Genomic DNA, 20,063 nt, shown 5'->3' with positions numbered 1-20,063 from the left:
CATGGTTCAGGCCGCCAGGCCGACGCCGAGATAGCGGTCCTTGACCGCCTCGTCGGCGCGGAAGGCATCGTTGCTGCCGGTGTAGACCACCCGGCCCTGCTCGATGATCACGTGGCGGTCGGCCAGCTGCGTGCAGACCTCGAGGTTCTGCTCGACCAGCAGGATCGGCACGCCGGCGGCCTTGATGACCTTGAGCTGCGCCACGATTTCTTCCACGATCACCGGGGCCAGGCCTTCGACCGGCTCGTCGAGCATCAGCAGGCGCGGATGGTTCATCATGGCGCGCCCGATCGCGAGCATCTGCTGTTCGCCGCCGGACAGCTGCGCGCCGCCGTTGCTGCGCCGCTCGCGCAGGCGCGGGAAGATGCGGTAGATGTCCTGCAGCTGCCACGGCGAATCGCGGCGCCCGGCCAGCTTGAGGTTCTCTTCCACCGTCAGCAGCTTGAAGATGCCGCGGTGCTCGGGCACCAGGCACAGGCCTTCGGCGGCGATCCGGTGCGGCGCCAGGCCGGCAACGTCCTTGCCGCGAAAGATCACGCGCCCGCCCCTGGGCTGGACCACGCCGGCGATGGCCTTGAGCGTGGTCGACTTGCCGGCGCCGTTGCGCCCCAGCAGCGTCACCAGTTCGCCCTCGCCGACCGCCAGCGACAGGCCCTGCAGCACATGGCTCTTGCCGTAGTAGCCATGGATCTCCTGTACGTCGAGCATCATCCCTTGCCTCCGGTGATCATGTTGCCGAGATACGCGGCGCGCACGCGCGGGTCGCCGCGCACGGCCGCGGGCGGCCCTTCCATCAGCACCTTGCCTTGCTGCATCACCGTGACGGTGTCCGAGATATCCATGACGATGTCCATGTTGTGTTCGATCAGCACCACGGTGTGGTCCTGCGCCAGCCCGCGGATCAGCCGCTTCATCGCGCCGAGGTCGTCGACGCCCATGCCCGAGGTGGGCTCGTCAAGGAAGATCGCGCGCGGCCGCGCCGCCAGCGCCATGCCGACCTCCAGCCGGCGTTGCTGGCCGTGCGACAGCACGCCCGCCGCGGTGTCGGCGACGCGTGTCAGTTCCAGCCGTTCCAGCACCTGGTCGACGACCTCGCCGCAGGCCAGCTCGCCCACCGGCAGGCGCCATCCGCTCATGGCCTTGCGCGGCGACGTGCCCAGCGCTGCGAGGCGCAGGTTCTCGCGCACCGGCAGGCTCGGGAACAGGCTGGTGACCTGGAACGAGCGCGCGATGCCGCGCTGCACGCGCTGGTAGTCGGCTTCCGCCGTGACGTCGTTGCCGTCGAAGACGATGCGGCCGGCGCTGACTTCCTTGGTCCCGGTCAGCATGTGGAACAGCGTGGTCTTGCCGGCGCCGTTGGGGCCGATCACCGAATGAATCGTGCCCGGCATCACGCGCAGGTCGACCCCGTCCAGCGCCATGAACTTGCCGTACTGCTTGACGATGCCGGTGGCTTCAAGAATCGGTGTGGTGGCGGTGCTCATGCGCGTTCCTCCTGCGTGGCGGGGGCGCGGCGCACGCCGCGCAGGCGATCCCATAGCGTGGCGCCCAGGCCCCACAGCCCGCGCTGCATGAACAGGCTGACCGCGATCAGCAGGAAGCCGAGCAGCATGAGCCAGCGCGGCCACAGCGTCGACAGCCAGTCCGCCAGCAGCACATAGAAGGCGGCGCCCAGCACCGAGGCAAAGATATTGCCGGTGCCGCCGATCACGGTCATCACCAGGATCATCTCGCTGGCGTGGTAGTCGATATTGGTCAGCGGCGCGATGCCGGTCAGCATCGCGTGCAGCGCGCCGGCCAGCCCGGTGACCGCGCCGGAGACCATGAACGCCAGCAGCTTGAACGCCTTGACGTTGTAGCCGACCGCCAGCGCGCGCTCTTCGTTGTCGCGGATCGCCAGCAGCGTGCGTCCCAGCACCGACTCGGTCACGCGCAGCACCGCCAGGAACACCGCCAGGAACAGCACCGCGACAAAGGCATAGAACTGCCACGGCGACGCCAGCGGCACCAGCGCATGGCCGGCCACCGACAGCGGCGGACGCGGGATATCAAGCAGGCCGTTGTCGCCGCCGGTGATGCCGGGCGCGGTATAGGCCAGAAAGTAGAACATCTGCGCGAACGCCAGCGTCAGCATCACGAAGTAGGTGCCGCGCTGCCGGATCGCAAACCAGCCCACCAGCGCCGCCGCGGCCGCGCCGATCGCGATCGCCAGCAGCAGCGCCAGCGGCATGGGCAGGCTGGCGCGGGTCAGTGCCAGCCCCACCGCATAGCTGCCGAGCCCGAAGAAGATGCCCTGGCCGAACGACAGCAGGCCGGTGTAGCCGAGCAGCAGGTTGCACGCCATCGCGGCCATCGCGTAGATCAGCACTTCGGTGGCCAGGGTGCCGGAGCGCATCGTCAGCGGCAGCAGCAGCGTGACGCCAAGTGCCAGCCACCAGAAGCGGTAGCGCAGGAGCCATTGTCTTTGCATCGCCATCATCCCCTCCCCAGCAAGCCATGCGGACGCAGCAGCAGCACCGCGGCCATGGCGACATAGATCATCAGCCGCGCGCCCTCCGGCCACAGCGTGCTCATCAAGCTCTGCACCACGCCGACCAGCAGGCCGCCCACCAGCGCGCCGGTGAAGCTGCCCATGCCGCCGACCACGACCACGATAAAGGCCACGCCCAGCGCCTCGACGCCCATGAATGGCTCGGCGCCGCGGATCGGCGCGGCCAGCACGCCGGCGATCGCCGCGGTGGCCGCGCCGAGCGCAAACATCAGGCTGAACAGCCGGAACACATTGATGCCGAGCAGCGACACCATCTCGGTCGATTCGCTGCCCGCGCGCACCGCGCTGCCCAGGCGCGTGCCTTCCAGCAGCCACCACAGCCCGATCGCCAGCAGGCCGGTAAAGCCGATCACGAACAGGCGGTACTTGGGGTAGATGAAGTCGCCCCACATCACCACGCCCTGCAGCGCATCCGGCGGCGGCACGTCGACGCCGAGCGGCCCCCAGCCGACGATGATCAGTTCCTGGATGGCGAGCGCCAGGCCCACCGTGACCAGGATGTGGAACTCGTGCGGCTGCGCATAGACATGGCGCAGCATGACCTTCTCGGTCAGCCACGCCAGCGCGCCGATCACGATCGGGGCCAATACCAGCGCCACCCAGAAGTTCATGCCGATTTGCAGCGCCTGGAAGCAGAGGTAGGCACCCAGCGCGTAGAAAGCGCCATGCGCGAAATTGACGAAGCGCAACAGGCCGAACACGATCGACAGCCCTACCGCCAGCAGGAAGTAGAGCATGCCTATGCCGACGCCGTTGATCACCTGCAACAGATAGACGTTCATGAGTCGTACGGATGTAGGAAGCCGCCACGCCGCGCGGGACTGCGCGGCACGGGGCTTCGGTGTGCTTCAGTGTGTGAATCGCCGGGGCGGCGGCCCCGCGGCGTCAGGGCATCAGGCCATCTTGCACTGGGTCTGCTCGACCGGCAGGAAGGCCTTGCCGACGCTGACGATTTCGGCGTAGTCGTCCTTGTCCTTCATGCTCGACTTGGCCTTGCCCTTGAGCAGGTAGTAGTTCTTCAGCACCTGGTGGTCGGCGGCGCGGATTTCCTCCGGCCCGGTCAGGCCTTCGTACTTCATGCCTTCGAGCGCGGCGACCACGGCCTTCGGGTCAGCGCTGCCGGCCTTGATCATGCCGTCCACCATGATCTTGGTGCAGATGTACGAGCCGGCCAGGCTGTAGTTGGGATTGGCCTTGAACTTGGCCTGGGTGCGCTTGACCAGGTCGCGGTTCAGCGGCGTATCGACGCCGTGCCAATACTGCGCGCCGAAGTAAACGCCCTCGCACAGGTCGGCGCCGAGCGACTCGAACTGCTCCAGCCCCGACGCCCAGGCCAGCAGGATCGTGGTGTTCTTCTTCATGCCGAAGCTGACCGCCTGGCGCAGCGTGTCGGCGGACTGCGAGCCGAAGTTCAGGATCAGCAGCACGTCCGGCTTGGCAGCCAGCGCATTGGTCAGGTAGCCGCTGAACTCTTTCTCGGTCAGGGCGTGGTAGCTGTTGCCCACGTGCTCGATGCCCTTCTCCTTGAAGATCGCCTTCGCCGCCGACAGCAGCCCGTCGCCGAACACGTATTGCGGCGTGATGGTGTACCAGCGTTTGGCCTTCGGCATCGATTCGATCAGCGGCCGCACGGTGCGCTCGATCGCGCCGAAGGTCGGCACCGACCAGCGGAAGGTGGCGCGGTTGCAGTCCTTGCCGGTGATCTCGTCGGCCCCGGCGGTAGTAACGAACACGCCGCCGAACTTTTCCGCCTCCTTGCCCATCGCCAGCGATTCGGACGACAGGATGCCGCCGGCGAAATAGCGCGCCGCCTTCTGCTGCGCCAGCTCCTGCACCTTGCGCACCGCGGTGGCGGGCTTGCCTTCGGTGTCGAGCACGCTGTAGCGCAGCGGCCGGCCCAGCACCTGTCCGTACTGGTCGATGGCGAGCCGCATGCCCAGGTCGGCGAATTTGCCGTTGGCGGCGAAGGCGCCCGACATCGGCACCGGGCAGCCGAATTCCAGCGCCTCGCCCGCGGCAAGGGCGCTGCGACCATGGATCAGGGAGGTGGGGACGGCAGACAGCGCCGCCAGTTTCAGAAGGTCACGACGATTCAAGGCTCACTCCTCGTTATGTGGGGATCGGGCTGCACGGGGCGAAGGTCCGGCCAACGCCATGGCCTGGCGCTGCACCGTTGCCCCGACACGCTGGTGACTTTCGCCCGGCGCCGACACTGCCCGAGCAAGAATCGAACCTGTTTATTCTATTTATACGTATAAATAGAATAGAATTATCTTAGGAGTCGGCCGGAATCGTTGTCAACAAAGGAAAGGTCAGGGTTTACACACCCTCGGCGCGAGACCCACGTGCGCCGCGCAGGGGGCGACGGCGGGACAGCAAGGTGCGGGCAGCGCCCCGGCCATGCCAGCCAATCGGGCAGCATGCACGCGGCTGGGGCGAGCCGCGGCCCTGCGGCGGCGCGCTTGGCTAGAATGCAAGCGCCCGGGCCTCCATGGCTTGCGGCGCATGACAAGGAAAGAGCAATGGCAATGTTTCGGGAGGGCAAGACCGGGGCCATCGAGATCCGCAGGCAGAAGCGCGCGGACCTGGTGGCGGAAGAGCTCAAGCGGCTGATTACGCAGCGCAACCTGCGCCCGGGCGACAAGCTGCCGCACGAGGTCAAGCTGCAGCAGATGTTTTCCGTCAGCAAGAGCACGATCCGCGAGGCGCTCAAGTCGCTCGAGGTGCAGGGCCTGATCCGGGTCAGCACCGGGCCGGCGGGCGGCGGCACGATCGTCGAGGTGCCGCTGGACCGCACCTTCCAGCTGATGCAGAACTACCTGTTCTTCAAGGACGTCGGCATTGCCGACATCTACACCGTGCGCCGCCTGCTGGAGCCGGAACTGGCCGCCGGCGCGGTGCCGCATCTGACCGATGACGATTTCAGGGCGCTGGAGCGCACCATCGACCTGTGCGACCCCGCCTCGGCCGCGGCGGCGACGCCGCTGCTGGACCAGCGCCAGGAAGACCTGACCTTCCACGACATCCTGGCCGCGGCGAATCCCAACCCGATGCTGCGGTTCTCATGCGAGCTGATCAACGAGATGATCCGCCAGCTGGTGGTGTTCGGCAACGACACCCCTGCCTGCGAGCACGAGAAATTCGGCGCGGCCAACGTCAAGTTCCACAAGCGCATCGTCGACGCCGCACGCCAGCGCGACGCCGAGACGGTACGCGCACTGATGTCGGCGCATATGGAAGAGTGCACGCATTACGTCACGCGCATGAACGGGCGGGTCCATGGCCGCCTCGTGCTCGACTCGGAAATGCCGCGGCGCGGCCGGATGCTGCCGGCCGACGACGAATGAACCACGGCCCGGCGCACCCGCTATCGCGTCAGCCGGCCGCGTCCAGATGCGCCGCCGCCCGCTGCAGCCGCGCCACGCCTGCGGCAATCTGCTCCGGCGCCGCGCCCGCGAACGACAGCCGGAACGCGGGCCGTGCGCGCCGCTGCGCGTAGAAGCCGGCGCCTGGCACGAACAACACCTTCTCCGCGATCGCATGCGGCAGCAGCGCAGCCGCATCGTCGACGCCTTCCAGCGCTGCCCACAGGAACATGCCGCCGGCGGGCAAGGCAAAGCGGATGCGCTCGCCGAAGGCCTGCCACAGCGCCTGGGCCAGCCGGTCGCGCTTGTCGCGGTAGAACGCGATCTCGCGCTCCACCTGCGCGGGCAGGCGCCCGTCCGCCAGGTATTGCGCGACCGCCAGCTGGATCCACGGCGGCGTGCAGAGATCCGACACCTGCTTGGCGATCACCGCGCGGCGGATGATTTCCGGCGCGGCCACCATCCAGCCGATGCGCAGACCTGGCGCCAGTGTCTTCGACAGGCTGGCCAGGTGCACCAGCCACGGTCGGGCGCCGGGCACCCGGTCGCTCAGCGCCAGCAATGACGGCGGCGCGGCGCCGTCGAAGCTCAGCGCGCCATAGGGATCGTCCTCGACCAGCACCACCTGGTGCCGCGCCGCCAGCTCCAGCAGGCGCAGCCGGCGCTCGTGCGACAGCGTGGCGCCGGTCGGGTTGGCGAAGGTCGGCACGGTGTAGATCAGCCGCGGGCGCACCGCGCCGTCGGCCAGCATCGCGGCGAGCGCGTCGACGTCCATGCCGTGCTGGTCGGTCGGCACCCCGCGCACGTCCGCGCCGGCCAGCCGCAGCGCCTGCAATGTCGCCGAATAGGTCGGCTCCTCGACCAGCACCACGCTGCCCGGCTCGACCAGCGCGCGCACCAGGAAATCGAAGCCCTGCTGCGAACCGCTGGTGACGATCAGCTGGTCCCGCGCCACGGCGGCACCGCGCTGCGCCATCAGCGCCGCCAGTGCGTCGCGCAGCGCGGGCGCGCCTTCGGTGGCGCCGTACTGCAGGCATTCGGCAGGCCGCTCGCGCAGCACCCGCGCGGACGCCGCGCCGATGCCGTCGGCATCGAACAGCGCGGCCGAAGGGTAGCCGCCGGCGAACGAGATCATCTCCGGATCCGCCAGGTACTTGAACAGCTCGCGGATCGGCGAGCCTTCCGGCTCGCGCAGCGCGGGAACGAACGGGTAGGCGGCGCTCATGGTCGGGCCGGCCTCAGCATTGCGCGGCGGTCATCTTGAAGATGCCCTGCGCGTTGCCCGCATCGAAGCCGAGGTCGGTGCGCGTGACCGCCTGCGCGTCATCGACGTAGCGGTCGCGGGTGATGAACTCGTAGAACGAGCCGGGCACTTCCCGCACCACCTCGGCGCCATCCGCGCCGACAAAGGCGCGGCGCACCGGGTCGGCGCGGAACGCGGTCTGGCGCACGCGGCCGCTGCGCGACACTTCCACCTTGTCCTTGATCGGCCGGCCCAGGCGCTTCTGCGCCTCGGCCAGCGCGAACACGTCCTCGACGCGGTCGGTGGCGTGGTTGAAGGCATTGCCTTCGGTGGCGATCCACGCCATCTCGGCCGATTCGGCCAGCAGGGCCTCGTAGTCGGCCAGCCGCGGCGCTGCGTGATGGCGCTCGAAGCAGCGCGCCAGCGCACCGATCAGCTCGCCGGCGTCCGCCAGCGGCAACGACCCTTCGCGCTCGAGTTCCCACAGCAGTGACTGCGCGCGCGGCGTCAGCGGATCGACCGAGGTTTCGAGGACGCGGCTGACCGCCTGCTGGAAGCCCGCGCTGAAGCGCTCCGGATGCAGCTCGCTGACAAAAAACTGCGCGATCTCTTCCGGCGCGTCTTCATGCGCGTACGAGCGGCCGGTCATGCCGATGCGGTCGAGCGGATAGGTGCCGTTGAGGCGGTAGCCCAGCGGACGCAGGATGCGCGTGAAGGCGGCCTCGCCGGCGGGCAGCGCGCCGTGGTCGGGCCAGCGCACGGTGCGCAGCGCGCCATGGTCGAAGTGGACCTTGCCGCCCGCGGCGGCGACGTCATCGGTGTAGGCCTTGCCGGTCGGCACGCGCTCGAGGATGCCCGCGAACAGCACCAGGTTCAGCGCGTGGGCAATCTCGGCGCGCGACGGGCGCCCGGCTGCGCCGGCCGGCAATTGCGTGGGCGCGCTCACCAGCGCGGACAGGCGCTCGGCGCCGGCGGCGCCAAGGTGCAGGGAAACGAGTGGGTTGATGTTGTCGCTCATGATGCAGGGAAGGCCGCAAGGCCGGATAACGGGATGGAAATCAATGACGGCTTTCAGTCCACCGAAGCGCCGGACAGGCGCACGATCTCGCCCCACTTCTGGCGGTCTTTCTTCAGCACCTCGGCGAAGGCTTCTGGCGTGCCCGGAGCGGGTTCCGCGCCCAGGTCGCGCATGCGCGCCTGCACGGCGGGATCGCCGAGCGCGCGCGCCAGGTCCTGGCTGATCTTCTGCGCCACCGCGCTGGATACGCCGCGCGGCGCCAGCAGGCCGAACCACGGGCTGGCGTCGAAGCCCGGCACCGGGCCGGCGGCGGCCACGGTCGGCACATTGGGCAGCGCCGACGAGCGCGCCGGCGTGGTCACCGCCAGCGCCTTGAGCTTGCCGGAGCGCACGAACGGCAGCGATGCCGGCAGGTTGTCGAACATCACGTCGACGCTGCCGCCCATCAGGTCTGCAATCGCCGGGCTGCTGCCCTTGTAGGCGACGTGGCTCATCTCGGTGCCGGTCATGCGCTGGAACAGCTCGCCGGCCAGGTGCGTCGAGGTGCCGTTGCCGGCCGACGCCATGTTGACGCGCCTGGGGTTGGCTTTCAGGTAGGCGATGAACTCCGCCAGCGTCTGCACCTGGGCGCGCTCGGCAAAGGCCGGCGACAGCACCACCACGTTGGGCACGCGCGCCACCATCGTCACCGGCGCGAAATCGGCCACGGCGTCATAGGGCAGCTTCTTGTACAGCGTCGGGTTGATGCCGAACTCGCCCACCGAGCCCATCAGCAAGGTATAGCCGTCGGCGGTGGACTTGGCGGCGACGCCGGTGCCCACGATGCCGCCCGCGCCAGGGCGGTTCTCCACCAGCACCGGCTGCTTCCATTGCAGCGCGAGCCGCTCGCCCACCAGCCGCGCCACCATGTCGGTGGTGCCGCCCGGCGGGTACGGCACGATGATGCGGACGGGCTTGGCGGGGAAATCCTCGGCGGCGACGATGCCGGATAGGGTCATGCCAAAGGCGAAAGTGCCGGCGGCCAGCGCGCTGAACAAGCGTTTCATTGTTGTTTTCCTGTCTACCTGATGGTTGTCGTTATGGGGGTGCCGCGATGGTGGGGGCCACGGGACCAGGGCTGAATCATTTCTCATCAAGTCCGCCGGTTCAAGCGAGATTTCGGTATAAGATGATGACTTTATGTCATCAACTAACCCGTTCCCTTCCCGCGATGCGGCAACGCCTTCCCAGCCTTTCCAGCCTGCGCGCCTTCGAAGCCGCCGCGCTGCACCTGAACCTGCGCCGCGCGGCCGCCGACCTGTTCATCACGGAAAGCGCGGTATCGCGCCAGATCGCCGCGCTGGAAAGCCTGCTCGGCGTGCAGCTGTTTCACCGCGCCAACCAGCGCATCACGCTGACCGCTGCCGGCGCGCTGTACAGCGTCCAGGTGCGCGAGATGCTGCGCAAGCTGCAGCGCGACACGCTGGAGGTGATGGCGCATGAAGGCGCGGGCGGCACCGTCGAGCTGGCGTGCGTGCCGACCCTGGCGGTCGAATGGCTGATCCCGCGGCTGCCCGACTTCTACGCGCGCCATCCCCGCGTGGTGGTCAATATCAGCGCGCAGTCCGACGTGTTCCTGTTCGACGGCACGCCCTACGACGCGGCGATCCACTTCGGCGAAGCGGTCTATCCCGGCGCGCGGGCCGATCTGTTGTTCGGCGAAGAATCCGTGGCGGTGTGCCACCCGCAGCTGTTCGGCCGCAAGAAGCGCATCGACGCGCACGACATCGCGCATGCGCCGCTGCTGCACCTGGCCACGCGCAGTTTCGGCTGGAAGCAATGGATGGAGGCGGCCGGCATCGATAACGTCAACGCCATGCGCGGCGCCCGCTTCGACCACCACAGCATGGTGATCGCCGCGGCGCGGGCCGGCCTGGGCATCGGCCTGGTGCCGCGTTTCCTGGTGGAAGAGTACCTGGCGAGCGGGCAGCTGGTGAGCCCCGTAGCCCGCTCGTTGCGCTCGACCAGCGCCTATTACCTGGTCCAGCCCGATACGCGCCCGATGAGCCATGCCATGCAGCACCTGCGCACCTGGCTGCTGGAGGCGGCCTCGGCATTTGCCGAGGGCCAGGGCACGGGATCGGTGGGACCGAAGTCGGCCGCGCGGGATTGAAGGCCGCAGGCGTGCGCGGCCTACCCTTTTTCCCCTCGCCACACGCGCTGCAGCTCCCACGCCGGCGCCTCGCCCGCCGGCTGCGGCAAGGCCTGAGCCTCGGCCAGCATGGCGCCGGCCTGCGCCTGCAGCTTGTCGAGGCAGCGCGACAGCACCAGCGCCTCTTCGGCCGTCAGGCAGGCGGCCAGCTGCGCATTGAAATCCCGCGCCTGCGCAAAGGCGGTGCGGTAGACCGCTTCGCCCTCCTCCGTCAGCGTGAACGCGGCCGCGCGCCGGTCCTGCGAGCGCGTTTCGCGGCGCACCAGGCCGCGTTCCACCAGCGCGTGGACGGCGCGGCTGGCGAGCACCTTGTCCAGGCCGGCGCTCTGCGCCAGTTCGGTCAGCCGCGTGCCGGGCTGCTCGCCCAGGAAGGAGATCATGCGCCATTCGCGCCGCGTCACGCCCGCCCGGGCGCGCAGGTGCAGCGCGGCCGCGCCCAGCGCGACGCGGTTCAAATGGTAGACCCGGTAATTGATGAAATCGGCCAGCCGCCGCGGCCGCTGCAGGCGGTTGCCGCCGTTGTCGCGCGCCATGCCACACCCTCGATTTAGTTGACTTTGTCAATTATATCGACGGGTGTTAGCTTCCCCTCCATGCCGGCCGCCGGCGCATCACCGACAGGAGACATCGTGAGCCCCCGCAACTTCCTTCCCCGCCTTGCCGCATGCCTGCTGGCCGTCGCCGCGGCCTGGTCCGCGCCGGCCAGCGCGCAGTCGGACCGGCCGCTGCGCATCCTGGTGGGCTACCCCGCCGGCGGCACCGCCGACCTGGCCGCGCGCCTGGTCGGCGACAAGCTGCGCGAGACCCTGAACCAGACCGTGGTGATCGAGAACAAGCCCGGCGCCGGCGGGCGGCTGGTGATGGACTACGCGCGCACGCAGCCGGCCGACGGCAATACGCTGGTGGTGGCCAACTCGGCGGTGATGACCATCGCGCCGCTGGTCTACCGCAAGCTCAATTACGATATCCAGCGCGATTTCACGCCGGTCGCGCAGGCAGCCAACTTCCAGCTCGCGCTGGCCACCGGACCCGGCAGCCCGGCGCGTACGCTGAAGGATTACGTGGCCTGGCTCAGGGCCGGCGCGCAGAACAACTCCTACGCCTCGCCCGCGCTAGGCAGCATTCCGCATTTCTTCGGGCTGATGATCGGCAAGCAGGTCGGCGTCGACATGCTGCACGTGCCGTTCAACGGCTCGGCGCCGCTGATGAGCGCACTGGTCGGCGGCCAGGTGCCGGCCTCGGTCGACACCCTGGCCGACCTGACCGAGATGCACCGCGCCGGCAAGATCCGCGTGCTGGCAACCTCGGGCACGCATCGCTCGGTGGCACTGCCGGACGTGCCCACGTTTACGGAACTCGGCTACCAGGGCATCGAGGGCGAAGGCCGCTATGGCGTGCTGGCGCCCGCGGGCACGCCGCGCGCGACGCTGCAGCGGCTCAACGCGGCCATCGTCAAGGCGGTGCAGTCGCCCGATGTGCGCGACAAGTTCCTGAAGCTGGGGCTCGAACCCGCCACCGGTCCCGCCGAGGCCTTCGCCGGGGTGCTGAAGGCCGACGCCGCCAAATGGGCGCCGGTGGTCAAGGCGTCGGGCTATACCGGCGACTGATGCCGACAGCCGGCTTCCCGCAACCTTCCCGACCATGACGATCCGCAATACCCTCTTCATCATGTGCGACCAGCTGCGGCGCGACCACCTTGGTTGCTATGGGCACCCGACGCTGCGCACGCGCAATATCGATGCCCTGGCCGCGCGCGGCGTGCGCTTCGACCGCGCCTATGTCACCTCCGGCGTCTGCGGCCCCAGCCGCATGAGCTTCTACACCGGGCGCTACGTCAGCAGCCACGGCGCCACCTGGAACCGCGTGCCGCTGTCGGTCGGCGAAATCACGCTGGGCGAATACCTGAAGGACAGCGGCCGCGCGCTGGCGCTGGCGGGCAAGACCCATGTGATGCCCGACCACGCCAACCTGAAGCGGCTGCACCTGGACGGCGGCACCGAGCTGGAAACGCTGCTGCGCAGCGGCCACTTCACCGAAGTCGACCGCCATGACGGCCATCATGCCGAGCCGCGCAGCGCCTATGCCGACTGGCTGCGCCGGCAAGGCTACGACAGCGCCGACCCGTGGACCGACTACGTGATCAGCGCCGAGAACGCGCACGGCGAGGTCGTCTCGGGCTGGCACATGCGCAATGCCGGGCTGCCGGCGCGCGTGGCCGAGCCGCATTCCGAGACCGCCTACACCATCGGCCAGGCCATGCAGTACATCGCGGCGCGCGGCGACGATCCGTGGGTGCTGCACCTGTCGCTGGTCAAGCCGCACTGGCCCTACCTTGCACCGGCGCCTTACCACGCCGCCTATTCGCTGGATGACTGCCTGCCGCTGCAGCGCCACGACGCCGAACTGGAAGACCCGCATCCGGTGCTGTCGGCCTATCGCACGCAGGAGGAATGCGCCAACTTCATGCGCGCCGAGGTCTCGGATACGGTGCGCCCCGCCTACCAGGGCCTGATCCAGCAGATCGACGACCGGCTCGGGCTGCTGTGGGAACAGCTGGAACGGCTGGGCCGCTGGGACGACACGCTGATCGTCTTCACCGCCGATCATGGCGACTTCCTCGGCGACCACTGGCTGGGCGAGAAGGAGCAGTTCTACGACACCGTGCAAAACATCCCGCTGATCGTCTACGACCCTTCCGCGCAGGCCGATGCGACCCGCGGCAGCGCGCAGGACAGTCTGGTCAGCGCGGTCGACGTGGTGCCCACCGTGCTGGATGCGCTGGGCCTGCCGCCCGCCGACCATCGCGTCGAAGGCCGCTCGCTGCTCGACCTGACGCGTGCCGCCGAGCGCAAGAGTGCCGCTGCGTGGCGCGATGCCGTGGTCTCCGAACTCGACTACGCCTACCGCGGCGCGCGCGTCGCGCTGGGCCGCCATCCCGGCGAATGCCGCGCCTGGATGGTGCGCGACGCGCGCTGGAAGTACGTGCACTGGCAGGGCTTCCGGCCGCAGCTGTTCGACCTGCACGACGACCCGCAAGAGTACTTCGACCTGGGCGCCGACCCGGCGCACGAAGCCGTGCGCAGTGCCATGCGGCTGCGCCTGCTGGACTGGTTCTGCACGCTCAAGCCGCGCGTGACGGTGACCAGCGAAGAGGTCGCGGCCAAGACCAATGTGTATAAGCAGGCCGGCGTGTTCTTCGGCGTCTGGTAACCGGATCGCTGCCGCCTGCGTGCGGCGTCGCCAGCGCCGGTTGCCTGAAAAAGTTGCACGGTTTGCCTGTCGATACTGCAACCATGTGCCGTGGCCGGCATCCCGCGCCGCGCATGCCGCCGTCTGCGGCCGGGGTGAGGCGTCGGCCCGGATGGCGTACCCCTTGCAACAGATGCGGGAGGGCCCTGTGTTCGGGCCGGCAACCGGAGCGATCATGAAGAACATCTGGATCCTGGTGGCGGATGAATCCGTCGCCCGCATCTTTGCCTCGCATGGCGACAGCGCGCCGCTGGAAGTCATCGAGGAAATCACCGACGCGGCCGCGCATGCCGACCGCGCCGACTTGCGCCGCGACGCCTATGGCCGCCGCGGCCAGGCCGCCGCCCAGGGCGACGCGGGACACCCCGGCGCCCACCAGGTGGGCCCGTCCACGGTCACGTCTTCGGCCGGCGAGGACGAGCTGCACCAGGAAGCGCAGCTGTTTGCCCGGCGCGTGGCCGACTACCTCGACGATGCGCGCAACAAGCAGCGCTTCGACGAACTGGCGCTGATCGCGGCGCCGCGCTTCCTGGGGCTGTTGCGCAAGACCCTGCCGGCGGGCGTTACCGATGTGGTCACCAGGGAAATCGACAAGGACTTCAAGTACGTGGCCAACAACGACCTGCAGCAGCGACTCGCCGATGAAGGCATCGTGCCGGCGCGGCGCGACGAACGCGTCAATACCGGCCGCGACCGCTAGCGGGATGGCATGACCAAGCAGCCGCCCGTGCTGACGCAGGCGGCTGCGCACCGCGCTCAGCGGGGGGTGCCGGTGCCGCTCGCGGCTCCGCTGCCCCCGCTCGGGGTACCGCTCGGGCTGGTGGTGCTGGTTGCGCCGGAGGTGCCGGTCGAGGTGCTGGTGCCAGGCGTGGTGCGGCTGCGGTTCTGTTCCGTCACTGAACCCGAGCCGGATAGCGAACCCGAGCCGCTGGTGCTGCCGGTGGCGGTGCAACCCGCCAGGATGCCAAGTGCGAGCAGGGCTGTGCCGATGCGCAAGGGTGTTTTCATGTTGTCCTCCATCTGGCAGGTTGGCGGCAAGCCTTGCTGCGTGGCGCAGCCTGCCGGCGGGGCGCCGATGGCGCCGCTGCGCGGGAGAAGACGCAACTGACGTACCAGATTGGGACCGGCGGGCACAGTGCTGCGGCGAAGCCGGCACGGCTGCGCGGCGCGCCCGCGGCGCAGTAAGAAGTACGCGCGGCCGGTAAAAGTTACCGTCCGGGTACCTCGTGACAAGGGAATGGGGCGCCGTGGCGGCGCTGGCTGCCAGCGCCGGCTTCGCGACAGCGCTTCAGCGCGTCAGCGTCCACTTGTAGGCATAGCGGTCCGGGCGGAACAGCAGGTCGGCGCAGAACAGCGGCGTGCCTTCGATGTCGTACGGCGTGCAGCGCAGGCGCAACAGCGGCAGCCCTTCGGCGACGCCGAGCTTGCGGGCCACGTCGGCCGGCGCCGGGACGGCGCTGGCCTCCATCGCCACGTCGCGAAAGCGATACCCGAGCCGGCTTTCGAACAGCGCCATGGCGTCGTTGGTCTCGACATCTTCCTGCACCAGGCGCCGCATCAGCGGCTCGGGCCCCATCAGGTTGAAATACGCGACCGCCACGTCGTCCCAGTAGCGCACCGTGGCCACGCTCAGCACCTTTTCGCCGGGCTGCAGGCTCAGCGCTGCCGCCACATGCGGCGGCGCCCGCAACAGGCGCACCGACGCCAGCTTGCCGTAGGCCAGCTGGCCGCGGGCGCGCCCGGTCTCGTAGAAACCGGTCAGCGCGCCCAGGCTGGGGGTATCGGCGGGCCGCGTGACGAAACTGCCCTTGCCATTCACTTTTTCGATCAGCCCGGCGTTGTGCAGGCCGGACAGGGCCTGCCGCACGGTGATGCGGCTGACGCCGAACTCGGCCATCAGCTCGGCCTCGGACGGCAGCTTGGCGCCCGGGCCGAAGGTGTTGCTGGCAATTCGCTGGCGAATCTCGCTTTCGATCTCTTTGAACCTGGGCAGCGCCACGTGTATCCCCGTGTGTCCCGCCCCGGCGGGCGGCTCCGAACTGAGTGAACCGGATTATACCTATCATGACAGGTCTCGTCTTGACCTATTGACCTGTCATAACAGGTAATGGCAGTATCCGTCGTCACCAGCTGTCTGCGCCCCGCTACCCTCACCGCCGGCTGGCAACTCAGGAGACATCACCATGGATAACAGGGCAAACGACAACGCCAGCCCGCCGGCGGAGTTCGACTACATCGTCATCGGCGCGGGATCGGCGGGTTGTGCCGTGGCCGGGCGCCTGGCCGAGGACGCCAGCGTCACGGTGGCGCTGCTCGAGGCGGGCCCGCATGACCATCACTACGCGATCTGGGCGCCAGTCGGCATCGCCGCCGTGGTGCCCAGGGCCGGGCCGCGCAATTACGCCTACTACACCGAGCCGCAGGCGGGCCTGAACGGCCGCCGCTCCTACCAGCCGCGCGGGCGCGGCCTGGGCGGCAGCTCGTCGATCAACGGCATGGTCTATATCCGCGGCCACCGGCGCGACTATGACGACTGGGCCGCGCTCGGCTGCCGCGGCTGGGGCTTCGACGACGTGCTGCCCTACTTCCGCCGCAGCGAGCGCAATCCCCGCCTGGGCGGACAGCAGGACGCGCTGCATGGCAGCGACGGGCCGCTGCACGTCAGCGACCTGCGCTCGCCCAACCCGTTCGCGCAGCGCTTCGTCGAGGCTGCGATACAGGCCGGACTGCCGCGCAACGACGACTTCAACGGCGCCACCCAGGAGGGTGCGGGCCTGTACCAGGTAACGCAGCGCAACGGCGAGCGCTGGAACGCGGCGCGCGCCTACCTGCACAGCGGCAACGCGGCCGACACCGCGCTGAACGGGGGCCGCCGCGGGCTGGCGGTGATGACCGACACGCAGGCGCTGCGCATCCTGTTCGACGGCAAGCGCGCCACCGGCGTCGAGGTGGTCCGTGGCGGCACGGCCCAGGTGCTGCGCGCGCGGCGCGAGATCGTGGTCAGCGGCGGCGCCTTCAACTCGCCGCAGCTGCTGCTGGCCTCGGGCATCGGCCCGGCCGCGCACCTGCGCGAGGTCGGCATCGACGTGCTGCACGAACTGCCGGGCGTGGGCGAGAACCTGCAGGACCATCTCGACATCATCGTCAACAAGCAGCTGCAGACCAGCGAGCTGTTCGGCAAGACCGGCCGCGGCATGCTGCGGCTGGCGCGCGAGGTGATGCGCTACCGGCGCACCCGCACCGGCATGGTGACCTCCAACATCGCCGAAGCCGGCGCGTTCCTGCGCAGCCGTCCCGAACTGGAGATCCCCGACGTGCAGCTGCACTTCGCGGTGGCGCTGCTCGGCAACCGCAACCTGGGCAACCTCGGCCACGGCTATTCCTGCCATGCCTGCGTGCTGCGCCCGAAGAGCCGTGGCCACGTGCGCCTGCGCAGCGCCGACACGCGCGCAGCGCCGCTGATCGACCCGCGCTTCCTGTCGGCCGAGGAAGACATGGCCGGCATGGTCGAAGGGGTGCGCGCGATTCGCCGCATCTTCGCCCAGCCCGCGCTGGCGCAGCACGGCGGGCGCGAGGTCCTGACCGATGCGTTCGGCCCCGACAGCAGCAACGAGGCGGCGATCCAGGACTTCGTGCGCAACCATGCCGATACCGTCTACCACCCGGTCGGCACCTGCAAGATGGGCGTCGACGACATGGCCGTGGTCGACCCCGAGCTGCGCGTGCGCGGCGTGCAGGGGCTGCGCGTCGCCGACGCCTCGATCATGCCGACCCTGGTCGGCGGCAACACCAACGCGCCGGCCATCATGATCGGCGAAAAGGCCGCGGACCTGATCCGGGCCGCGCACCGCTGAGCCCGACCCGCACCGGCACGACACACCAAGGAGACCACCATGCAAGCCACCCCACCCGCCAGCCTCAGCCCGCAAGACTACCGGGCGCTCGAGCAGGAGCCCTTTCCCTTCACCGTGCGCCGCTGCACGCCGACCATCGGCGCCGAGGTCGAGGGCATCGATTTCCGCGAGGCTCTCGACCACGACACCTATCTCGCGCTGCGCCGCGCGCTGCTGAAGTACAAGGTGCTGTTCTTCCGCAAGCAGGCCATCACGCCGGCCCAGCACGTTGCCGTGGCGCGGCGCTTCGGCGAGCTCGAAGTCCACCCCATGTTCACCAACCATCCGGAGCACCCGGAGCTGGTGGTGTTCGGCCGCAACGACAAGACCCGCGGCCGCGAGAACCTGTACCACTCCGACGTGTCGTGGCGCGAGATCCCGTCGATGGGCTCGATGCTGCGCTGCCTGGAGTGCCCGGAGGTGGGCGGCGACACCCTCTGGATCAACATGGCCGCGGCGTACGACAACCTGCCCCAGGAAATGAAGGACCGCATCGCCAGCCTGAAGGCCGTGCACGACGCCATGCCGGCGTTCGGCGCCGCGCTGAGCGAGGAAAAATACGCCGAGATGCGCGCCAAGTATCCGCCCATGGTGCACCCGGTGGTACGCACCCATCCGGAGACCGGCGAGAAGATCCTGTTCGTCAACGAGGCCTTCACCACGCACTTCGCCAACTTCGCCAGGGAACAGCCATACCGCTTCGGCTCCGACTTCCGGCCCGCGGAACTCGACCTGCTGCAATACCTGTACCGCCAGGCCGCCGCGCCCGAGTACCAGGTACGGCTGCGCTGGCAGCCGGACACGATCGCGCTGTGGGACAACCGCTCGACCCAGCACTACGCCGTGCAGGACTACTTCCCCGCGGTGCGCCACATGAACCGCGCCACCATCATCGGCGACCGCCCGGTCTGACCGAACGCCAACCCATCGAGGCAACCGGACATGCATAGCGTCGACAAGTTCTATATCCATGGCAAATGGGTGCAACCCGCCGAGGGCGCCACCCAGGCCGACATCATCGACCCGGCCACGGAGGCCGTGGCAGGCACGCTCGCCATGGGCACCGCCGCGGACGTGGACCGCGCCGTGGCCGCCGCGCGCCAGGCCTTCCCGGCGTGGTCGGTGTCTACCCGCGAAACCCGCATTGCGCTGCTCGAGCGCATCATCGCCGCCTACCAGGCGCGCATGGCCGACCTGGCGCAGGCGGTGCGCCAGGAGATCGGCGCGCCCATCACGCTGGCCACCAACCTGCAGGCCGCCATCGGGCTGGCGCAGTTGCAGGCGACGCTGCAGGCGCTGCGCGACTTTGCCTTCGAAAGCCCGCGCGGCAAGAGCCTGGTGCTGCGCGAGGCCATCGGCGTGGCGGCGCTGATCACGCCGTGGAACTGGCCGCTGAACCAGATCGCGGCCAAGGTGGCGCCGGCGCTGGCGGCGGGCTGCACGGTGGTGCTCAAGCCCTCGGAGATCGCGCCGCTGGACGCGCAGATCTTTGCCGAGATCATGGATGCCGCCGGCACGCCGCCCGGCGTGTTCAATCATGATCTATGGCGAAGGCCGCGTGGTGGGTGCCGCGCTGTCGTCGCATCGCGAGGTCGACATGGTGTCGATCACCGGCTCGACCCGCGCCGGCGTGGAAGTGGCCATCAGCGCCGCGCCGACGGTCAAGCGCGTGGCGCAGGAGCTCGGCGGCAAGTCGCCGCTGATCGTGCTGGACGACGCCGACCTGCAGGCCGCGGTCACCAGCGGCGTGGCCCAGTGCATGGTCAATTCGGGCCAGACCTGCGTGGCGCCCACGCGCGTGCTGGTGCCGCGCGCACGCTACGAGGAAGCGGTGCAAATCGCGGCGGCGGTGGCCAATGCGGTGAAGGTGGGCGATCCGTCGGACCCCGAGACCAAGATGGGGCCGATTTCCAACCGCGGCCAGTACGACAAGGTGCAGCGCCTGATCGGCGTCGGCATCGAGGAAGGCGCGCGGCTGGCCGCCGGCGGCCCGGGCCGCCCCGACGGCCTGGCGCGCGGCTTCTATGCCCGTCCGACTGTCTTTGCCGACGTGCGCAACGACATGACCATCGCTCGCGAGGAAATCTTCGGGCCGGTGCTGTGCCTGTTGCCGTACGACAGCGAAGAGGAAGCCGTGGCCATCGCCAACGACACGGATTTCGGCCTGGCGGCCTATGTCGCCTCGTCCGACCCGGCACGGGCGCGCAGGCTGGCGGCGCGGCTGCGCGCCGGCAATGTGCGCATCAACGGCGCGATGATGGATATCACCGCGCCCTTCGGCGGCTACAAGACTTCCGGCAACGGCCGCGAGTACGGCCCCGAGGGCATCGCCGAGTTCCTCGAGACCAAGACCGTGACTGGCTGAAGTCGGCGCTGCCGCTCCGGGCCGGCCATGATCCGCCCGGCCGCCAGCGCAAAGCTGGCCGCCGGGCGGTGTCGTCTGCGCGACGCATGCCTGCGCGCTGCCGCGCTTGTCTGACATCGGCAGGCGGCGGCGTCCGACAGGCCAACGCCTGACGGAGCGCTATCTTCGAGGGTAGCGCCAGGCCTTTT

Annotated in this window: 18 protein-coding genes and 1 pseudogene; 9 read left to right on the top strand and 10 right to left on the bottom strand. The window is 69.2% G+C overall.

From position 1 onward, the window contains the following. Positions 1-6: 6 nt before the first annotated feature. From A3AG_RS0120710 to A3AG_RS0120690, 5 genes are all read right to left on the bottom strand, one after another. Positions 7-711 (bottom strand): ABC transporter ATP-binding protein, encoded by a 705-nt coding sequence (locus A3AG_RS0120710; protein ID WP_026164342.1) that lies wholly within the window; start codon positions 709-711, stop codon positions 7-9. Beyond that, positions 708-1,484, bottom strand: coding sequence for an ABC transporter ATP-binding protein (locus A3AG_RS0120705; protein ID WP_018007264.1), 777 nt, complete (start codon positions 1,482-1,484; stop codon positions 708-710). Before A3AG_RS0120705 ends, A3AG_RS0120710 begins: the two co-directional genes overlap by 4 nt. Further along, on the bottom strand, positions 1,481-2,476 hold the full coding sequence (locus tag A3AG_RS0120700; RefSeq protein WP_018007263.1) for a branched-chain amino acid ABC transporter permease: 996 nt from the start codon (positions 2,474-2,476) through the stop codon (positions 1,481-1,483). Before A3AG_RS0120700 ends, A3AG_RS0120705 begins: the two co-directional genes overlap by 4 nt. Beyond that, on the bottom strand, positions 2,476-3,333 hold the full coding sequence (locus tag A3AG_RS0120695; RefSeq protein ID WP_018007262.1) for a branched-chain amino acid ABC transporter permease: 858 nt from the start codon (positions 3,331-3,333) through the stop codon (positions 2,476-2,478). The genes A3AG_RS0120700 and A3AG_RS0120695 overlap by 1 nt, the downstream gene beginning before the upstream one ends. A gap of 111 nt (positions 3,334-3,444) precedes the next feature. Further along, positions 3,445-4,647 (bottom strand): ABC transporter substrate-binding protein, encoded by a 1,203-nt coding sequence (locus A3AG_RS0120690; RefSeq protein WP_018007261.1) that lies wholly within the window; start codon positions 4,645-4,647, stop codon positions 3,445-3,447. 426 nt (positions 4,648-5,073) lie between these two features. On the opposite strand from A3AG_RS0120690, the gene A3AG_RS0120685 reads away from it, so the two are divergent. Beyond that, positions 5,074-5,898 (top strand): FadR/GntR family transcriptional regulator, encoded by an 825-nt coding sequence (locus A3AG_RS0120685; protein WP_018007260.1) that lies wholly within the window; start codon positions 5,074-5,076, stop codon positions 5,896-5,898. A gap of 28 nt (positions 5,899-5,926) precedes the next feature. On the opposite strand, the gene A3AG_RS0120680 is transcribed toward A3AG_RS0120685, so the two are convergent. The 3 genes from A3AG_RS0120680 to A3AG_RS0120670 are packed head-to-tail and all read right to left on the bottom strand — an operon-like array spanning position 5,927 to position 9,223. After that, positions 5,927-7,141 (bottom strand): aminotransferase-like domain-containing protein, encoded by a 1,215-nt coding sequence (locus A3AG_RS0120680; RefSeq protein WP_018007259.1) that lies wholly within the window; start codon positions 7,139-7,141, stop codon positions 5,927-5,929. A 13-nt stretch (positions 7,142-7,154) separates the two neighbouring features. Next, positions 7,155-8,177 carry a DUF1338 domain-containing protein gene (locus tag A3AG_RS0120675; protein ID WP_018007258.1) on the bottom strand — a complete coding sequence of 341 codons (1,023 nt, stop codon included), beginning with the start codon at positions 8,175-8,177 and terminating at the stop codon, positions 7,155-7,157. Positions 8,178-8,230: 53 nt separating this feature from the next. Then, the gene (locus A3AG_RS0120670) at positions 8,231-9,223 is read right to left on the bottom strand and encodes a Bug family tripartite tricarboxylate transporter substrate binding protein (protein ID WP_018007257.1); all 993 of its coding nucleotides are present in this window, start codon (positions 9,221-9,223) and stop codon (positions 8,231-8,233) included. A 164-nt stretch (positions 9,224-9,387) separates the two neighbouring features. Here A3AG_RS0120670 and A3AG_RS0120665 point away from each other — a divergent pair, with 164 nt between their 5' ends. Beyond that, on the top strand, positions 9,388-10,329 hold the full coding sequence (locus A3AG_RS0120665; protein ID WP_018007256.1) for a LysR substrate-binding domain-containing protein: 942 nt from the start codon (positions 9,388-9,390) through the stop codon (positions 10,327-10,329). Positions 10,330-10,349: 20 nt separating this feature from the next. Here A3AG_RS0120665 and A3AG_RS0120660 read toward each other — a convergent pair whose 3' ends face one another. Next, the gene (locus A3AG_RS0120660) at positions 10,350-10,901 is read right to left on the bottom strand and encodes a MarR family winged helix-turn-helix transcriptional regulator (protein WP_018007255.1); all 552 of its coding nucleotides are present in this window, start codon (positions 10,899-10,901) and stop codon (positions 10,350-10,352) included. A 96-nt stretch (positions 10,902-10,997) separates the two neighbouring features. On the opposite strand from A3AG_RS0120660, the gene A3AG_RS0120655 reads away from it, so the two are divergent. The 4 genes from A3AG_RS0120655 to A3AG_RS0120640 all read left to right on the top strand — a co-directional run bounded on the left by A3AG_RS0120655 (position 10,998) and on the right by A3AG_RS0120640 (position 14,725). Continuing rightward, positions 10,998-11,975: a Bug family tripartite tricarboxylate transporter substrate binding protein gene (locus A3AG_RS0120655; protein WP_018007254.1), complete on the top strand. Its 978-nt coding sequence runs from the start codon at positions 10,998-11,000 to the stop codon at positions 11,973-11,975. A 34-nt stretch (positions 11,976-12,009) separates the two neighbouring features. Continuing rightward, positions 12,010-13,578: a sulfatase-like hydrolase/transferase gene (locus A3AG_RS0120650; protein WP_018007253.1), complete on the top strand. Its 1,569-nt coding sequence runs from the start codon at positions 12,010-12,012 to the stop codon at positions 13,576-13,578. A gap of 214 nt (positions 13,579-13,792) precedes the next feature. After that, positions 13,793-14,317: a host attachment protein gene (locus A3AG_RS0120645; protein WP_018007252.1), complete on the top strand. Its 525-nt coding sequence runs from the start codon at positions 13,793-13,795 to the stop codon at positions 14,315-14,317. Positions 14,318-14,326: 9 nt separating this feature from the next. Next, a complete protein-coding gene (locus A3AG_RS0120640) occupies positions 14,327-14,725 on the top strand; it encodes a hypothetical protein (protein ID WP_018007251.1) in 399 nt (132 codons plus the stop codon). Between the two features lie 180 nt (positions 14,726-14,905). Here A3AG_RS0120640 and A3AG_RS0120635 read toward each other — a convergent pair whose 3' ends face one another. Beyond that, positions 14,906-15,616 carry a GntR family transcriptional regulator gene (locus A3AG_RS0120635; RefSeq protein WP_018007250.1) on the bottom strand — a complete coding sequence of 237 codons (711 nt, stop codon included), beginning with the start codon at positions 15,614-15,616 and terminating at the stop codon, positions 14,906-14,908. Between the two features lie 184 nt (positions 15,617-15,800). Between A3AG_RS0120635 and A3AG_RS0120630 the strand changes: the two genes are divergently transcribed. The 3 genes and pseudogenes from A3AG_RS0120630 (at position 15,801) to A3AG_RS31825 (ending at position 19,875) form a co-directional block, all read left to right on the top strand. Continuing rightward, positions 15,801-17,471, top strand: coding sequence for a GMC family oxidoreductase (locus tag A3AG_RS0120630; protein ID WP_018007249.1), 1,671 nt, complete (start codon positions 15,801-15,803; stop codon positions 17,469-17,471). 39 nt (positions 17,472-17,510) lie between these two features. Beyond that, positions 17,511-18,422 (top strand): TauD/TfdA dioxygenase family protein, encoded by a 912-nt coding sequence (locus A3AG_RS0120625; protein ID WP_018007248.1) that lies wholly within the window; start codon positions 17,511-17,513, stop codon positions 18,420-18,422. Between the two features lie 30 nt (positions 18,423-18,452). Then, positions 18,453-19,875 (top strand): annotated as a pseudogene (locus tag A3AG_RS31825) (aldehyde dehydrogenase family protein). Positions 19,876-20,063: the final 188 nt, after the last annotated feature.

The sequence above is a fragment of the Cupriavidus neocaledonicus genome, assembly GCF_000372525.1.
Taxonomy (GTDB): Bacteria; Pseudomonadota; Gammaproteobacteria; order Burkholderiales; family Burkholderiaceae; genus Cupriavidus; species Cupriavidus neocaledonicus.
This window is presented reverse-complemented; position numbering and strand designations above follow the sequence as displayed.

What these genes read in the sequence shown, in the direction of transcription:
- A3AG_RS0120710 (WP_026164342.1), bottom strand. Translation starts at nt 711, where the DNA reads ATGATGCTCGACGTACAGGAGATCCATGGCTACTACGGCAAGAGCCAT.
- A3AG_RS0120685 (WP_018007260.1), top strand. Translation starts at nt 5,074, where the DNA reads ATGGCAATGTTTCGGGAGGGCAAGACCGGGGCCATCGAGATCCGCAGG.
- A3AG_RS0120695 (WP_018007262.1), bottom strand. Translation starts at nt 3,333, where the DNA reads ATGAACGTCTATCTGTTGCAGGTGATCAACGGCGTCGGCATAGGCATG.
- A3AG_RS0120630 (WP_018007249.1), top strand. Translation starts at nt 15,801, where the DNA reads ATGGATAACAGGGCAAACGACAACGCCAGCCCGCCGGCGGAGTTCGAC.
- A3AG_RS0120665 (WP_018007256.1), top strand. Translation starts at nt 9,388, where the DNA reads ATGCGGCAACGCCTTCCCAGCCTTTCCAGCCTGCGCGCCTTCGAAGCC.
- A3AG_RS0120705 (WP_018007264.1), bottom strand. Translation starts at nt 1,484, where the DNA reads ATGAGCACCGCCACCACACCGATTCTTGAAGCCACCGGCATCGTCAAG.
- A3AG_RS0120700 (WP_018007263.1), bottom strand. Translation starts at nt 2,476, where the DNA reads ATGGCGATGCAAAGACAATGGCTCCTGCGCTACCGCTTCTGGTGGCTG.
- A3AG_RS0120675 (WP_018007258.1), bottom strand. Translation starts at nt 8,177, where the DNA reads ATGAGCGACAACATCAACCCACTCGTTTCCCTGCACCTTGGCGCCGCC.
- A3AG_RS0120680 (WP_018007259.1), bottom strand. Translation starts at nt 7,141, where the DNA reads ATGAGCGCCGCCTACCCGTTCGTTCCCGCGCTGCGCGAGCCGGAAGGC.
- A3AG_RS0120625 (WP_018007248.1), top strand. Translation starts at nt 17,511, where the DNA reads ATGCAAGCCACCCCACCCGCCAGCCTCAGCCCGCAAGACTACCGGGCG.
- A3AG_RS0120650 (WP_018007253.1), top strand. Translation starts at nt 12,010, where the DNA reads ATGACGATCCGCAATACCCTCTTCATCATGTGCGACCAGCTGCGGCGC.
- A3AG_RS0120645 (WP_018007252.1), top strand. Translation starts at nt 13,793, where the DNA reads ATGAAGAACATCTGGATCCTGGTGGCGGATGAATCCGTCGCCCGCATC.
- A3AG_RS0120660 (WP_018007255.1), bottom strand. Translation starts at nt 10,901, where the DNA reads ATGGCGCGCGACAACGGCGGCAACCGCCTGCAGCGGCCGCGGCGGCTG.
- A3AG_RS0120670 (WP_018007257.1), bottom strand. Translation starts at nt 9,223, where the DNA reads ATGAAACGCTTGTTCAGCGCGCTGGCCGCCGGCACTTTCGCCTTTGGC.
- A3AG_RS0120640 (WP_018007251.1), top strand. Translation starts at nt 14,327, where the DNA reads ATGACCAAGCAGCCGCCCGTGCTGACGCAGGCGGCTGCGCACCGCGCT.